Origin of the sequence: Micromonospora rosaria (genome assembly GCF_001567585.1) — a bacterium.
GTDB lineage: Bacteria > Actinomycetota > Actinomycetes > Mycobacteriales > Micromonosporaceae > Micromonospora > Micromonospora rosaria.
In genome coordinates, this window is record NZ_LRQV01000080.1 from 1 (window position 1) to 14910 (window position 14910).

Consider the following 14910-nt stretch of genomic DNA (forward strand, 5'->3'; position numbering starts at 1 on the left):
GCGCGCCGCCGGGGTGGCGACCCTCGCCGACCTCGGCTGCGGCCTCGGGGCCGACGCGCTCGCCGCCGCCCGCGCCGGCATCCGGGTGTACGGCGTGGAGGCCGACCCGGTCACCGCCGCGATGGCCGCCGCCAACGCCGAGGCCGCCGGGCTGGCCGACCTGTTCACCGTAAAGTGCGGGGACGCCACCGCGTTCGACGTGACCCGCGTCGACGCGGTCTTCTGCGACCCGGCCCGCCGCCGCGCCGGCACCGGTCGACGGATCTTCGACCCGAACGCCTACTCCCCACCCTGGGACTTCGTCACCGGACTGGCCGAACGGGTACCCCGGACCGTGGTCAAGGTCGCCCCGGGCCTCGACCACGCGCTGATCCCGCCCGGCGCCGAGGCCGAGTGGGTCAGCGTGGACGGCGACCTGGTCGAGGCGGCCCTCTGGTGCGGCCCGCTCGCCCACTCCCCCCGCCGCGCCACCCTGCTGAGGTGTAAGGAGGGGCCCCCTGTTAACGCATACGGTAGAGAAGGGCGCCCTTCTCACACCCCGGTGGCGGGCACGGCGGTGCACCAGGTGACCGGTGACGGGACGACGGAGGCGCCGGTCGGGCCGGTCCGCCGGTTCCTGTACGACCCCGACCCGGCGGTGGTCCGGGCCCACCTGGTCGCCGAACTCGCCGCCGACCTGGACGCCACCCTCGCCGACCCGGCCATCGCGTACCTCTACGCCGACCGCGCGGTCGCCACCCCGTACGCGCGCTGCCTGGAGATCACCGACGTCCTGCCGTTCTCGCTGAAACGGCTGCGCGCGCTGCTGCGGGAGCGTCGGGTCGGCCGGGTGGAGATCCTCAAGCGCGGGTCGGCGCTGGAACCGGAGAAGCTCCGCCGCGACCTGCGCCTCGCTGGCGACCAGCCGGCCAGCCTGGTCCTCACCCGGGTCGCCGGAGCCCCCACCGCCCTCCTCTGCCACCCCACCTGACCCCCACCCACCCCCGCCCTGCCCTCCCCCGCCCCGCCTCCCCCGCTCCGCTGCGGTGATCATGAGGTTGGCGGTGGGTACGGAGATCAAAGTCTCCGCACACTCCATGATCGACGCGCGTGACCGCACCCACCCAGGGGAGGCGGGGCGGCCGGGTGGGGCGGGTATAGCGTGGCGGGCATGGCGGGACGGGGTACTCCGGCGATCGCGCTGCTGGTCACGCGGAAGGTGAGCCACCGCACCCACCCGTACGAGGTGTCGCCGGACCTGCCGAACTACGGCGCACTGGTCGCCGCCGCGCTCGGCGTACCCCCGGGGCGGCTGTTCAAGACCCTGGTGGCGGAGGTGGACGGCGCGCTCGTGGTGGCGGTCGTACCGGTCGCCGGCGACCTGGACCTGAAGGCGCTCGCGGCGGCGGTGGGTGGCAAGCGGGCCGCGCTGGCCGACCGGGCCGCCGCCGAGCGGGCCACCGGGTACGTCCGGGGCGGGATCAGCCCGCTCGGGCAGCGTCGGCGGCTACCCACCGTGGTCGACTCCTCGGCCCTGGCGCACGAGACCGTCTACGTCTCCGCTGGTCGACGTGGCCTCCAGGTCGAACTGGCCCCTCAGGATCTGGTCACCCTCACCGCCGCCACCCCCGCCCCCATCACCACCGCTCACTGACCCCGACCCGCAGCCCCTCCCGCCCCCGCTCGCAACCGGGGGCCGGTCGAGGGCCGGTCGTGTCGATCACGGGGTGGGCGGTGCGACACGCCAACCGGCGAACCGCCCACCCTTGATCACCGCGAAGAGGCGGGGCGGGGCGCGGAGGCGCGGTGGCGGGAGGGGAGGCGCGGTGGCAGGAGGGGAGGCGCGGTGGCGGGAGGGGAGGCGCGGTGGCGGGAGGGGAGGCGCGGTGGCGGGAGGCGTGTGGGGGGCGGGGCTGTCGGGTAGGGATACGGGACCGGGGGCCTGTGCGGGCGTTCCGGGGGTGGTTGGCGTCGGGGTGTCGGGGGCGTTGCGGGATTGTTACCGCCGCCAACAAATTTGTGGGCGTGATGGTCTTGCGCGCGGAGTGTGACCGGGAATACGTTGCCGGACACAACAAACCACCGACCGCAACTCCCCCACCCCGAAAGGACCCGAGCAGATGCGCAAGGGCTTCCTCACCTTTGCCGCCGTGGGCCTGCTGGCCACCGGCAGCCTGACCGCCTGCGGTGACGACTCCGGCAGCAACGGGGCCGGCGGCGACAACGGGCAGACCCCGAAGATCGGCGTGATCCTGCCCGACAGCAAGTCCTCCGCCCGCTGGGAGACCGCCGACCGCCGGTTCCTGGAGGAGGCGTTCAAGGCCGCGGGCGTCGAGTACGACATCCAGAACGCGCAGAACGACAAGAACGCCTTCCAGACCATCGCCGACCAGATGATCACCAACGGGGCGACCGTTCTGATGATCGTGAACCTGGACTCCGGCACCGGCAAGGCCGTGCTGGACAAGGCGAAGTCCCAGGGCGTCGCCACCATCGACTACGACCGGCTCACGCTGGGCGGCTCCGCGCAGTACTACGTCAGCTTCGACAACGAGGCCGTCGGCAAGCTCCAGGGCGAGGGCCTGAGCAAGTGCCTGACCGACCAGGGCGTGCAGAAGCCGACGATCGCGTACCTGAACGGCTCGCCGACCGACAACAACGCCACCCTGTTCAAGAACGGGTACGACTCGGTGCTCAAGCCGAAGTTCGACGCGGGCGAGTACGCCAAGGGCCCGGAGCAGTCCGTGCCGGACTGGGACCCGGCGCAGGCCACCACGATCTTCGAGCAGATGCTCACCCAGACCAACGGCAAGATCGACGGGGTGCTCGCCGCCAACGACGGCCTCGGCAACGCGGCCATCTCGGTGCTGAAGAAGAACAAGATCAACGGCAAGGTGCCGGTGACCGGGCAGGATGCCGACCTCCAGGGCCTGCAGAACATCCTCGCCGGCGACCAGTGCATGACCGTCTACAAGGCGGTCAAGCAGGAGGCCGACGCCGCCGCCGAGCTGGCCATCGCGATCGCCAAGGGCGAGAGGAAGGACACCGGGCAGACCGTCAAGGACCCGGAGAGCGGCCGGGACGTGCCCGCCCGCCTGCTCCAGCCGAAGCTGATCTACAAGGAGAACGTCAAGGACGTGGTCGCCGACGGCTACGTCGACAAGGCCAAGCTCTGCGAGGGCAGCTTCGCCAAGCTCTGCGCGGACGCGGGCGTCAACTGACCCGTACCCCATCGGCGGGGCGCCGCCCGGCACGGCCACCGGCGTGCCGGGCGGCGCTCCGGCGCACGGCTGAAGAGACCTCCCCTCCGTGACGAAGGAGACCCCCGTGTCCGCGACCCCCCTGCTGGAGCTGCGCGGGATCGACAAGAGCTTCGGTCCCGTCCAGGTCCTGCGTGACGTCGCCCTCTCCGCCCACGCCGGGGAGGTGACCGCACTGGTCGGCGACAACGGCGCCGGCAAGTCGACGCTGGTCAAGTGCATCAGCGGCATCTACACCACCGACGCCGGCGAGTTCCTGTTCGAGGGCCGACCGGTGACCATCAACAGCCCCCGGGACGCCGCCGGGCTCGGCATCGAGGTCGTGTACCAGGACCTCGCGCTCTGCGACAACCTGGACATCGTCCAGAACATGTTCCTCGGCCGGGAGAAGCGCAGCGGCCTCGTCCTCGACGAGCCGACCATGGAGCAGATGGCCGCCGAGACCCTCGCCGGGCTCAGCGTGCGGACCGTCAAGTCGCTGCGCCAGCACGTCTCCAGCCTCTCCGGCGGCCAGCGGCAGACCGTGGCGATCGCCAAGGCGGTGCTCTGGAACAGCCGGCTGGTGATCCTGGACGAGCCGACCGCCGCGCTGGGTGTGGCGCAGACCGCCCAAGTGCTGGAACTCGTCCGCCGGCTGGCCGACAACGGCCTCGCCGTGGTGCTCATCTCGCACAACATGAACGACGTCTTCGCCGTCTCCGACCGGATCGCCGCGCTCTACCTCGGCCAGATGGTCGCCCAGGTGAAGACCACCGACATCACCCACGCGCAGGTGGTCGAGCTGATCACCGCCGGCCGCTCCGGCAACCTCGGGCTGACCCCCGACCCGGCCCCGGCCGACGGCACCGGCGCCCAGCCCGCCGAAGCGCAGAACCCAGGAGCCGACCGATGAGCACCACCGTCGTCACGAAAGAAGGCCCGGCGGCGGTCACGGCCGCGCCGACCGTGGGCAGTCACGTCCGCAGCTACTGGAGCCGGGTACGCGGCGGCGACATCGGGGCCCTGCCCGCCGTCCTCGGCCTGGTGGTGCTCTGCACGGTCTTCTCGATCATGCGGCCGTCGTTCCTCACCGCCGGCAACTTCGCCAACCTGTTCACCCAGGGCGCGGCGGTCACCCTGATCGCGATGGGGCTCGTCTTCGTCCTGCTGCTCGGCGAGATCGACCTCTCCGCCGGCTTCGCCAGCGGGGTCTGCGCGGCGATCCTGGCCAACGTCGCCACCGTGCTCGGCTACCCCTGGTACGTGGCGGTGCTCGCCGCCCTCGCCACCGGCGTGCTGATCGGCACCGTCCTCGGCTTCCTGGTCGCCAAGATCGGCATTCCGTCCTTCGTGGTCACCCTGGCCGGGTTCCTGGCCTTCCAGGGTGTCGTGCTGGTCCTCATCGACCAGGGCAGCAACATCGCGATCCGGGACAGCGTCCTGCTCGCCATCGCCAACCGCAACCTGCCCCCGGCCCTCGGCTGGGCGCTGGCCGGCGTCACCGTCGCCGGGTACGCGGCCGTGCAGCTCAACCGGTACCGGACCCGGTCCGCCCGGGGACTGGTCGCCGACCCGATGGCGGTGGTGCTCGCCCGGATCGGCGCGCTGGCGCTGATCCTCGGCGTCGCCGTCTACATCCTCAACCTGGAGCGCAGCCGCAACGTCCTGGTCACCTCGCTCAAGGGCGTACCGATCGTGGTGCCGATCATCGCGGTGCTGCTGATCGCCTGGACCTTCGTGCTCCAGCGGACCAGCTACGGGCGGCACGTCTACGCGGTCGGTGGCAACCGGGAGGCCGCCCGCCGGGCCGGCATCAACGTCGACCGGATCCGCATCTCGGTCTTCATGATCTGCTCCGCGATGGCGGCGGTCGGCGGCATCGTGGCCGCGAGCAGGGGCAACTCGGTCGACCCGAACACCGGTGGGAGTAACGTTCTGCTCTACGCCGTCGGCGCGGCGGTGATCGGCGGGACCAGCCTCTTCGGCGGCAAGGGCCGGGTGCTCGACGCGGTGCTCGGTGGCGCGGTGGTCGCCGTCATCGACAACGGCATGGGCCTGATGGAATACAGCTCAGGGACGAAGTACGTGGTGACGGGCGTGGTGCTGCTGCTCGCCGCGAGCGTCGACGCGCTGTCGCGTCGACGGGCCGCCGCCACCGGCAACCGTTGACCACGCTGCACAGGAAAGTACCGACGACATGCGCGCAGGACCGAGCCAGGACGAGATCCGCCGGCAGAACCTCGGGGCCCTGCTGCGCTACGTACACGTGCACGGGGCGACCACCCGCGCCGAGCTGACCAGCCGGCTGGGGCTGAACCGCAGCACCATCGGCGCGCTCACCGCCGACCTGGCCAACGCCGGGCTGGTCAGCGAGGGGACGCCGAAGGAGACCGGCCGGGCCGGACGACCGTCGCTGGTCGTCCGGCCCGAGTCGGCTCGGGTGTACGCGTACGCGTACTCGATCGAGGTGGACCGGCTGCGGGCCGCGCGGATCGGGCTCGGCGGCGAGCTGCTCGACCGCCGTGACCTGGACCGGCCACCCGGCCTGCTGGTCGACGAGGTGGTCCCGCTGCTGGCGGCGGCGGTCACGGAGATGCAGCAGGCGGTCCCGGCGGGGTCGATCCGGGTCGGCACCGGGGCGGCGGTGTGCGGGATGGCCCGCCGCGACGACGGCCTGGTCCGGCTCAGCCCGCACACCGGCTGGTCGGACGAGTCGCTGGCCGAGCGGCTCGGCGGCGCCGAGCTGGGCGCCGGCGGCCCGGTGGTGACCGGGAGCGTCGCCGACCTGTCCGCCCTCGCCGAGCACGTCCGGGGCGTCGCGGCCGGCTGCGACAACGTCATCTACCTGTACGGCGACGCCGGGATCGGCGCCGGCATCATCGCCGGGGGCCGGCGGATCACCGGCCACGGCGGCCACGGCGGCGAGGTCGGCCACATGGTGGTCAACCCGGGCGGCCGGCCGTGCAGTTGCGGGTCGCGGGGCTGCTGGGAGACCGAGGTCGGCGAGCTGGCGTTGCTGCGCGCCGCCGGCCGTGCCGGGCTCTCCGGCCAGGCCGCGGTGCTCGCCGTGGTGGACCCGGCGGCGCGCGGCGACGCCAGCGCCCAGGCGGCGGTACGGCAGGTCGGCGACTGGCTCGGCTTCGGCGTCGCCAACCTGGTGAACATCTTCAACCCGGAGCTGGTCGTCTTCGGCGGCACCATGCGCGACCTCTACCTGGCCGCCGCCGCCCAGGTCCGCAGCCGGTTGAACTCCAACGCCCTGGCCGCCTGCCGGGAACACGTCCGGCTGCGCACCCCGGCCCTCGGTGACGACGGCGCACTGCTCGGCGCCGCCGAACTCGCCTTCGAGCGGCTCCTCGCCGACCCGCTCGACGTGGCCTGACCGCCGGCCCGTCCGGCGACCGGTGCCGGGCGACGGTCCGCCGCCGCCCCGACTGAACTGATCGGCCCGTCAGTGCGTACCACTGGGCGGCCGGGCGGCTGGGGTACGGAACGCCCGGCCACCCCCCGCGTTTCGGCCGGACCGAGGAGGCACCGCAGACATGGCACCGCTGAACTCCGCACACCGTCGGCCAGGGCACCGGACCCACCGGGTGGCGGTGCTGCTCATCGCGATCATCGCGGGGATCGGTGTGCTGCCCGGGGCGGCCGTCGCCGTACCCGCGCCCCCGCAGTCCCTCAACGCCGCCGACCAGGCGCTGCTCGTGGGCGTCCGGCTCGCCGGGCTGTGGGAGATGCCCGCCGGGCAGATGGCCGCCGAGAAGGGCCAGTCCGCCCGGGTACGCGAGATCGGCGCCGGCATCGCCACCGAGCACGAGGAGTTGGACCGGCTCACCGTGGCGGCGGCCAACAAGCTGGGCGCGACCATCCCCTCGGACCCCACGGACGAGCAGAAGGGCTGGCTGCTGGAGATGCAGAACGCCAGCGGCGCCCGGTTCGACCAGATCTTCGTCACCCGGCTGCGCGAGGCGCACGGCAAGATCTTCCCGGTGGTCGGGGCGGTCCGCGCCAGCACCCGCAACGCCACCGTGCGCAAGCTCGCCGACGACGCCAACAGGTTCGTGCTGCACCACATGGAGATGCTGGAGAGCACCGGCCTGGTCCGCTGGGAGCAGCTCCCGCCGGCCGTCCTGCCCGCCTCGGGCAACGACTCGCTGCTGGCCCGCGCCTCGGCGAACTCCGGCTCCGGCATCGGGGTCAGCACCACCGTGGTCTGGCTGGTCTTCCTCGCCGCCCTCGCCACCGGGGGGCTGGCCACGTACAAGGTGCTGCGGCGCAGCTGACCGGCGGGGCCGCGCCGGTCAGCGGTCGACCTGGGTGAAGTCCCAGGAGTGCGGCGGGCGGGCCAGCAGCCGTACCGGTGGCTCCGGCAGGGCGCGCGGGCTGCTGCGCCACTTCGAGATCACCACCACCCGGTGGTCGGTGGAGGAGAAGACCTCGCTGGCCACGTGCAACGGGTCGTGCTCGAACTCGGGCAGTGCGGTGTCGCAGACCCAGGTGATCAGGTCGGCGACACCGTACGGCTCGGCCCGCGCCTCCCACATCCGGACGATCATGTCGGCTCCCCCGTCCTCACACGCTCACCACGGTCAGCGGCATGGCCGAGTCGGCCGGCAGGTCCAGCCGGCTCGGCGCGACCCCGGCGGCCACCAGGTGCGAGCCGAGCGCGGCGACCATCGCGCCGTTGTCGGTGCAGAGCTTCGGCCGGGGTACCCGGACCCGGATGCCGTGCTTGGCGGCCCGCTGCTCGGCCAGCGCCCGCAGCCGCGAGTTGGCCGCCACTCCCCCGCCGACGACCAGCGTCTCGATGCCGTTGGCCCGGCACGCGTCGAGCGCCTTGGCGGTCAGCACGTCGCAGACCGCCTCCTGGAACGCGGCGGCCACGTCGGCCACCGGCACCGGCTCACCGGCCCGCTGCCGGGCCTCGACCCAGCGGGCCACCGCCGTCTTCAGCCCGGAGAAGGAGAAGTCGTACCGGTGCGCGGCGAGGTCCTTCGGCGCGGTCAGCCCGCGCGGGAAGTGGATCGAGCCGGGGTCGCCGTTGCGCGCCTCCCGGTCGATCGGCGGCCCACCGGGGAACGGCAGGCCGAGCAGGCGGGCCACCTTGTCGAACGCCTCCCCAGCGGCGTCGTCGATGGTCGCGCCGAGCGGGGTGACCCCCCGGGCCAGGTCGTCGACGAGCAGCAGGGACGAGTGCCCGCCGGAGACCAGCAGGGCGATCGCCGGCTCCGGCAACGGCCCGTGCTCCAGGGTGTCCACCGCGACGTGCGCGGCGAGGTGGTTCACCCCATAGACCGGCTTCTCGGCGGCCACCGCGTACCCCTTGGCGGCGGCGACCCCGACGAGCAGCGCGCCGGCCAGGCCGGGCCCGGAGGTGACCGCGATGGCGTCGATGTCGGCGATGGTCACCCCGGCCTCGGCGAGCGCCCGGTCCATGGTGGGCACGATCGCCTCCAGGTGGGCACGGCTGGCCACCTCGGGCACCACCCCGCCGAACCGGGCGTGCTCCTCGACGCTGGAGGCGAGCGCGTCGGCCAGCAGGGTGTGCCCGCGCACGATGCCGACCCCGGTCTCGTCGCAGGAGGTCTCGATGCCGAGGATCAGCGGTTCGTCAGCCATGCTCGTCGGTCCCTTCCCCGGTCGGCGTCGTCCCGTCCGGGTCCGACGGCAGGACGCGCCGCATCACCAGCGCGTCGGTGTTGCTCGGTTGGTAGTAGCCCCGGCGTACGCCGATCGGCTCGAAGCCGTACGCCGCGTAGAGCCGCTGGGCCGGCGCGTTGTCGGCGGCGACCTCCAGCAGCGTGCTGCGCGCGCCGCGCCGGGTCGCCTCGGCGAGCAGCCCCTCCAGCAGGAGCCGGCCCACGCCCCGGCGCTGCGCCGAACGGCGGACCGCGATGTTCTGCACCCAGGCCTCGTCGGGCGGCGTCACGGTGAGCCCGGCGTACCCGAGCAGCCCGCCGTCCGGGTCGGTGGCGACCAGGTAGAAGTGCCCGTTGGCGAGTTCGTTCCAGAACATCCCCGCCGACCACTGCTCCGCGCCGAACAGGTCCGCCTCGATCGGCAGCACCTCGTCGACGTGCCACCAGCGGAACCGTTCCAGGCGCACCGGGCCGTCCACGGCAGGGCCGTGCTCGACATACCGGCTCGGCTCCGGTGGCCGGGCGGAAGCGGCCGGCTCGGCGCCGTCGCCCGGCCGGGGTCCGGTCACGGCAGGACCGGCTTGCGGCCGGTCGCCGCGACCGCGTCGGGGCGGCGCAGGTAGAGCGGGGTGAGCCGCTCCGAGGGGGCACCCGCCCGGATCCGCGCGGCGGCCAGCGCGGCCAGCGCGACGGCGTCCGGGTACCGGGGCTCGGCCCGCAGCGGCAGGTCGAGCACGTCGGCGTACCGGTGGGCGCCGTCGCCGACGGCGGCGGTCACCGCGAGGTCGCGGGCGCGGGCGGCGGCGACCGCCGGGGTGTCCACGTCCGGCCCGGCGATCCGCTGGCCGGTGCCGTCGTACACGGCCCAGTAGACCTCGCGCCGGCGGGCGTCGCTGGCCGCCAGCACCGGCTCCCCGGCCGCCACCGGGTGGCCGATCCCGTCGAGCGAGCAGACGCCGTACGTGGGGATGCCGAGCACCTGCCCCATGGTGGCGGCGGTGACCAGGCCGACCCGCAGGCCGGTGAACGGCCCCGGGCCGAGGCCGGCGACGATCGCGCCGAGGTCGCCGGGACGGGCGTCGGCGTCGGCCAGCACGGCGTCGACCTGCGGCGCGAGCAGTTCGCCGTGGGCCCGCGCGTCGACCGTGCAGCGCGACGCGCGGGACGTGACGCCGTCCGCCGAGACCTCCACCAGCGCCGCGGTCACCGCAGGGGTCGAGGAATCCACCACCAGTACGAGCACGGCTGCAACCCTAGCCGGCCCGGTGGTCACCCCCGGTGACGCCCCACGGTGTCCCGGCGGGGTGCCTCCCGGCGGGGGTGCCGTCCGGGCGGGGGTGCCGTCCGGGCAGGGGTGCCGTCCGGGCAGGGGTGCCGTCCGGGCAGGGGTGCCGTCCCGGCGGACATGCTCTGGGCGAGCGACATACCCGTGGGGTATTTTCATACCTGTCGGGTATGTCGCCGCGAGAGAGATGGTGCCGCCATGGATTCGGTCCGCCTCGGCCAGTTGGGCGGCCTGCTGCGCCACGAGCGGGAGACCCGTGCCCTGACCCAGCGGGCGCTCGCCGAGCGCGCCGGCACCACCCAGGCCACCGTCGCCCGGGTCGAGCGTGGCGACCGGGTGCCGAGTCTGGACCTGCTCGACCGGCTCTTCACCGCGCTGGGCGTGCAGTTGACGGTCAGCGTCGAGCCGCTCGACGCACACCTCGACGCGGTCCTCGACGAGTTGGCCGCCCGCCCGCTGGCCGACCGGGTGGCGGGGCTCGGCGTCGACCGGGTCCTGGACCGGCTCGGAGACCTGCCGTACGTGCTCGCCGGGGGGACCGCCGCCCTGCTCCAGGGCGCCCCGATCCCGGTCGACAGCCTGGACCTCGCCATCCGGTGGCGCGACTCGGCACGGTTCACCGCCTGGCTGGAACAGGCGTACGGGCAGCGCTGGGACGCCCGGTGGAAGCAGTTCGGCGGCGTACCGCTCGCCCCCGAGGAGCCCGGCGACCACCACTGGCAGACCCGGTACGGCGAGGTCCGGGCGACGATGTGCGAGGAGTTGCCGGAGCCGATCGAGGTACGGCACGGCGGGCGCGGCTACCCGGTGGTGCCGCTGGTGCAGGTGGAGGTGGTCGACCCCCGCGCCGCCGAACTGCTCCGCCGCTACCGGAGCCGGGCCGGCGGCGGGGAGCAGGTCGACAACGGCGCACGGGTCGACAACGGCGCACGCGCCGACGGGTAGTTCCGCCCCCGGCCCGGGTGGCTCAGCTCGCCGTGCGCTCCCAGTCGATGGTGGGCAGGCCCGCGTCGGCGAGCGCCTTGTTGGCCGCGCTGAACGGGCGGCTGCCCAGGAAACCGCGCGGGTTCATCGGGCTCGGGTGACCGGCCTCCAGCACCACGTGCTGCGGGTTGCCGACCAGGGCCGCCTTCTTGCGGGCGTACCCGCCCCAGAGCAGGAAGACCACCCGGTGCTCCAGCGCGTCGAGGGCGCGGATCGTCGCGTCGGTGAACGCCTCCCAGCCCTTGTTGGCGTGCGAGCCGGGGGTGGCCTGGCGGACCGTGAGCACCGAGTTGAGCAGCAGCACACCCTGCCCGGCCCAGCCGGTCAGGGTGCCGCCGCGCGGCTTCGGCACGCCGAGGTCCTCGGTCAGCTCCTTGAAGACGTTACGCAGCGACGGCGGCACCGACACCCCCTCGCGGACGCTGAAGCTGAGCCCGTGCGCCTGCCCGGCCTTGTGGTACGGGTCCTGCCCGAGGATGAGCACCCGACAGTCCTGCGGAGCGCAGAGCTGGTACGCCGAGAAGAGGTCCTCCAGCGGCGGGAAGACCGTCTGGGTGGCGTACTCGTCCGCGACGAACCGGCCCAGCTCGGCGGTGGCCGCCGGGTCGAGGTGCGGAGTGAGGACTGACCGCCAGGCGGGCGGGAGGTGCGCCGGCAGGTCGAGGGGCGCGACGTCGTCGGGCATGGGCCACCTTTCACGCGAACGGAACGGCTGATTCCTACCAGCCCGGTCCGATTCCTACCAGCCCGGTCCGACACTTCCCACCCACGGGCCCACCGCCCTGAGTACCCGTACCCACGTCGTTGGGCCCATCGGCGGATGTGCGAAACCCCTCCGACCTGGCCGAATGGACGCCATGACGCGAGCGGTCCACATCACCGGCTGTGCTTCCTTCCTTCCCGGCGAGCCGATCGGCAACGACGATCTGGTCCGGTTCCTCGGCGACGACGGCAGCCGGGCCGCCGCGGCGGTCCGGCGCCGGGTGCTCGCGGCCAACGGCATCCGGAGCCGGCACTACGCCCTCGACCCGGCGGGGCGGACCACCATGCTCAACGAGGAGCTGGCGGCCGAGGCGGTGCTGCGGGCCCTCAAGGAGAGCGGCCGGGACGTGGGGCAACTCGGCCTGCTCGCCACCGGCACCACCCAGGGGGACGTGCTGGTACCGGGGTTCGCCTCGATGGTCCACGGCCGCCTCGGCGGCGGCCCGATGGAGACGCTCTCCGCCGCCGGGGTCTGCGCCGCCAGCATGGCCGCCTTCCGCGCGGCGGTGGCCGGCGTCCGCCTCGGCGACCACGACCTCGCCGCCGTCGTCGGCTCCGAGCTGGTCAGTCGGGGCCTCAAGCACAGCCGGTACGCCGACACCACCGCATCGGAGCGGGCCGGGTTCGACGCCGAGTTCCTGCGCTGGACGCTCTCCGACGGGGCCGGAGCGGTGGTCCTCGAACCGGGGCCCCGGCCGGACCGGTCGAGCCTGCGGGTCGACTGGACCCACCTGGTCTCGCACGCCCACGAGCACGCCACCTGCATGCGCGCCGGGCTGACCGACCCCACCGGGCCGGGCGGGGAGGGGCCGGGCGCCGGGGACACCTGGCTGGACCGGGACACCGCCGCCGAGGCCGAGCGGGCCGGCCTGCTGCGGCTGCGACAGAACGTACGGGCGCTGCCGGACCTCTTCGTCGCGGGGGTCGCCGAGTACGTCCGGCTGGTCCGCGCCGGCCGCTTCGACCCGCGCGACATCGACCACGTGCTCTGCCACTACAGCTCCGAGCACTTCCGGGCGGACATCTTCCGGCTGCTGCACGAGGCCGACCTGATGATCGACGAGGAGCGCTGGTACACCAACCTGCACACCCGGGGCAACACCGGGGCGGCGAGCATCTTCGTGATGCTGGCCGAGGCGTGGCGGTCCGGCCGGTTCGCCCCCGGGGACCGGATCCTGCTGGTGGTGCCCGAGTCCGGCCGGTTCTCGTTCGCCTTCGCCCACCTGACCTGCGTCGGCCCGACCGGGCCGGAAACCGCCACCGGCACCGGACGGGCCGGCGGGATCGGACCGGTCGGTGCGGCCGGGCGACCCGCCGCTGGGCAGGCCGACGCGGCCGGGTCGCCGCTCGGGGTGCCGGAGCCGGGCGACGACGACGTGGTCCGGTGGACCGTGCTGGAGCTGGCCGGGGTCTGGGCCGACCTGGAGTCCCGGCTGCGGCGGGTGCCGGTGCTACGCCGGCTCGAAGCCGGTGCCGCCACGATGGACGACTACCGCCGGCTGCTGCTCACGCTCCGCCCCCAGGTCGTCGAGGGGGGCCGGTGGATCGCCCGCGCCGCGTCGAACTTCTCCGAGGAGCTGTTCGAGCTGCGCAGCGCCGCGCTGCACCACGGCCTGGAGGAGCACCGCGACTACCGGCTGCTGGACGCGGACTTCGCGGCGATCGGCGGGGACCCGGCCGAGATCCGGGCCGCGACGAAGAACCCCGGCTCCGAGGCGCTCTCGGCGTACATGTTCCACCAGGCCAGCCAGCCGGACCCGGTGGACCTGCTGGGCGCCATGTTCGTCATCGAGGGCCTCGGCACCGCCAAGGCGACCCGCTGGGCCGGGCTGCTCCGCGACCAGCTCGGGCTCGCCGAGGACCAGGTGCGGTTCCTGCTCTACCACGGCGACAACGACGACGACCACTTCGCGGCCCTGCGGAACGTCCTGCGCTCCGGGCTGGTCGACCGGCCCCGCGCCGAGCGGATCGTCCGGACGGCCCGGGTGGTGGCCCGGCTCTACGCCCTGCAACTGGAGGAGATCGATGGCTGAGCGCCCCCGGGACCGTACCCGCCGGACGGAACCGTCGGTGTGGGAGGCGATCATGGCCGATCCCACCGTGCCGATCGGCCGGCGCACCCTGGAACTGGTGGTGCGGGACCAGCAGCGCTGGTCGCGGACGTGGCTGTTGCCCTGGGTACGGCTGCTGTCCCGGCTGGCGGTGACGCTGATCAGCGTGGTCAAGCGCCTGCTGCCCTGGCAGCTACGCGCGCACGGCACGATGGACAGCCTCTGCGTCTGGTTCCTCCGCCGGTGCGTCGCCCCGGAGGCCGGGGAGCTGCTGATCCGGCACTTCGTGGTGGAGACCCAGCTCCTCAACTTCGTGGTCCGCAACGCCGGCGTACCCGGTCTGCGCGAGGTGGACCTGCTGCCGACGACCCTGCGGGAGCTGGGCGACCGCGCGGTGATCGAGCACGACCTCAACGTCTACGACGTGCTGATCGCCCTGGGCAGCGCGGCGACCCCGCCGGGGGCCCGGCTCCGCAACCTGGCCCGGCCCACCGGCCCGCTCGACACCTCGATGCTGACCGTCCCGCCGCTGGACACCGAGCCGGGCCGCCGCCGGCTGCTGAACCTGGACATCCAGACCGCGCTGTACCTGATGAACGTCCCGTTCGCGCTCTGCCTCACCAGCGAGGAGTACCGCCGGGCGGTGCACTCGATGCGCCTGGACATCTCCCTGCTGGCCCTGCTCACCCAGCTCACCGGCGACTCGACGTTCCTGTCCTGGCGGCCGGAGGGCTCGGTGCTGCGGGTCGACTCGACCGTGGACGTGCCCCGTTCGGTCTACGAGCACGCGGTGATCTGCGAGTACGCCTTCGCCCGGCTGATCCGGACCGCGGCGGGCGCCGCCGACGGTGCGACCGGTGCCGTACCCCGACCCCGCCGTCGCCCCACCGAGACCGGCACCCGGCACGCCACCACCGGGGTCCGGAGCATGCGGATTGAGTAGAATCAACCGGTCGAGCGGAATCCCTGGA

General features: G+C 73.7%; 15 protein-coding genes. 10 read left to right on the forward strand and 5 right to left on the reverse strand.

The window, feature by feature from the left end; all coding sequences use genetic code 11:
- The 7 genes from AWW66_RS20075 to AWW66_RS20105 all read left to right on the forward strand — a co-directional run.
- Positions 1–970, forward strand: a 970-nt coding sequence (locus tag AWW66_RS20075; protein WP_067368708.1) for a THUMP-like domain-containing protein, incomplete at its 5' end; no start/stop codon positions are given.
- A 180-nt stretch (positions 971–1150) separates the two neighbouring features.
- Positions 1151–1633 (forward strand): Cys-tRNA(Pro) deacylase, encoded by a 483-nt coding sequence (gene ybaK / locus AWW66_RS20080; RefSeq protein WP_067368711.1) that lies wholly within the window; start codon positions 1151–1153, stop codon positions 1631–1633.
- A 466-nt stretch (positions 1634–2099) separates the two neighbouring features.
- Positions 2100–3200, forward strand: a complete 1101-nt coding sequence (locus tag AWW66_RS20085) for a sugar ABC transporter substrate-binding protein (RefSeq protein WP_067368714.1) — start codon at positions 2100–2102, stop codon at positions 3198–3200.
- A gap of 106 nt (positions 3201–3306) precedes the next feature.
- Positions 3307–4131 (forward strand): ATP-binding cassette domain-containing protein, encoded by an 825-nt coding sequence (locus tag AWW66_RS20090; RefSeq protein ID WP_067368717.1) that lies wholly within the window; start codon positions 3307–3309, stop codon positions 4129–4131.
- Complete coding sequence (locus AWW66_RS20095; protein WP_067368721.1) at positions 4128–5387, forward strand: sugar ABC transporter permease; 1260 nt, start codon at positions 4128–4130, stop codon at positions 5385–5387. The genes AWW66_RS20090 and AWW66_RS20095 overlap by 4 nt, the downstream gene beginning before the upstream one ends.
- A gap of 28 nt (positions 5388–5415) precedes the next feature.
- Positions 5416–6600, forward strand: a complete 1185-nt coding sequence (locus tag AWW66_RS20100) for an ROK family transcriptional regulator (RefSeq protein WP_067368724.1) — start codon at positions 5416–5418, stop codon at positions 6598–6600.
- Between the two features lie 160 nt (positions 6601–6760).
- Positions 6761–7501: a DUF4142 domain-containing protein gene (locus AWW66_RS20105; protein WP_067368727.1), complete on the forward strand. Its 741-nt coding sequence runs from the start codon at positions 6761–6763 to the stop codon at positions 7499–7501.
- 18 nt (positions 7502–7519) lie between these two features.
- On the opposite strand, the gene AWW66_RS20110 is transcribed toward AWW66_RS20105, so the two are convergent.
- The 4 genes from AWW66_RS20110 to tsaB all read right to left on the reverse strand — a co-directional run bounded on the left by AWW66_RS20110 (position 7520) and on the right by tsaB (position 10100).
- Entirely contained in the window at positions 7520–7774 is a 255-nt protein-coding gene (locus AWW66_RS20110) for a hypothetical protein (protein WP_067368730.1), read from the reverse strand.
- Positions 7775–7790: 16 nt separating this feature from the next.
- Positions 7791–8837 (reverse strand): tRNA (adenosine(37)-N6)-threonylcarbamoyltransferase complex transferase subunit TsaD, encoded by a 1047-nt coding sequence (tsaD, locus tag AWW66_RS20115; protein ID WP_067368733.1) that lies wholly within the window; start codon positions 8835–8837, stop codon positions 7791–7793.
- Positions 8830–9324, reverse strand: a complete 495-nt coding sequence (gene rimI, locus AWW66_RS20120) for a ribosomal protein S18-alanine N-acetyltransferase (protein WP_067368786.1) — start codon at positions 9322–9324, stop codon at positions 8830–8832. Before rimI ends, tsaD begins: the two co-directional genes overlap by 8 nt.
- Positions 9325–9422: 98 nt before the next feature.
- A complete protein-coding gene (gene tsaB / locus AWW66_RS20125) occupies positions 9423–10100 on the reverse strand; it encodes a tRNA (adenosine(37)-N6)-threonylcarbamoyltransferase complex dimerization subunit type 1 TsaB (RefSeq protein WP_067368736.1) in 678 nt (225 codons plus the stop codon).
- A 240-nt stretch (positions 10101–10340) separates the two neighbouring features.
- On the opposite strand from tsaB, the gene AWW66_RS20130 reads away from it, so the two are divergent.
- Positions 10341–11087 carry a helix-turn-helix domain-containing protein gene (locus AWW66_RS20130; protein ID WP_067368739.1) on the forward strand — a complete coding sequence of 249 codons (747 nt, stop codon included), beginning with the start codon at positions 10341–10343 and terminating at the stop codon, positions 11085–11087.
- Positions 11088–11109: 22 nt separating this feature from the next.
- Here the strand turns inward: AWW66_RS20130 and ung are convergent, their stop codons facing one another.
- Positions 11110–11811, reverse strand: a complete 702-nt coding sequence (gene ung, locus AWW66_RS20135; RefSeq protein ID WP_067368741.1) for a uracil-DNA glycosylase — start codon at positions 11809–11811, stop codon at positions 11110–11112.
- Positions 11812–11983: 172 nt separating this feature from the next.
- Between ung and AWW66_RS20140 the strand changes: the two genes are divergently transcribed.
- Positions 11984–13921: a 3-oxoacyl-[acyl-carrier-protein] synthase III C-terminal domain-containing protein gene (locus AWW66_RS20140; RefSeq protein ID WP_067368789.1), complete on the forward strand. Its 1938-nt coding sequence runs from the start codon at positions 11984–11986 to the stop codon at positions 13919–13921.
- The gene (locus AWW66_RS20145; protein WP_067368743.1) at positions 13914–14882 is read left to right on the forward strand and encodes a DUF6999 family protein; all 969 of its coding nucleotides are present in this window, start codon (positions 13914–13916) and stop codon (positions 14880–14882) included. The genes AWW66_RS20140 and AWW66_RS20145 overlap by 8 nt, the downstream gene beginning before the upstream one ends.
- Positions 14883–14910 lie beyond the last annotated feature (28 nt).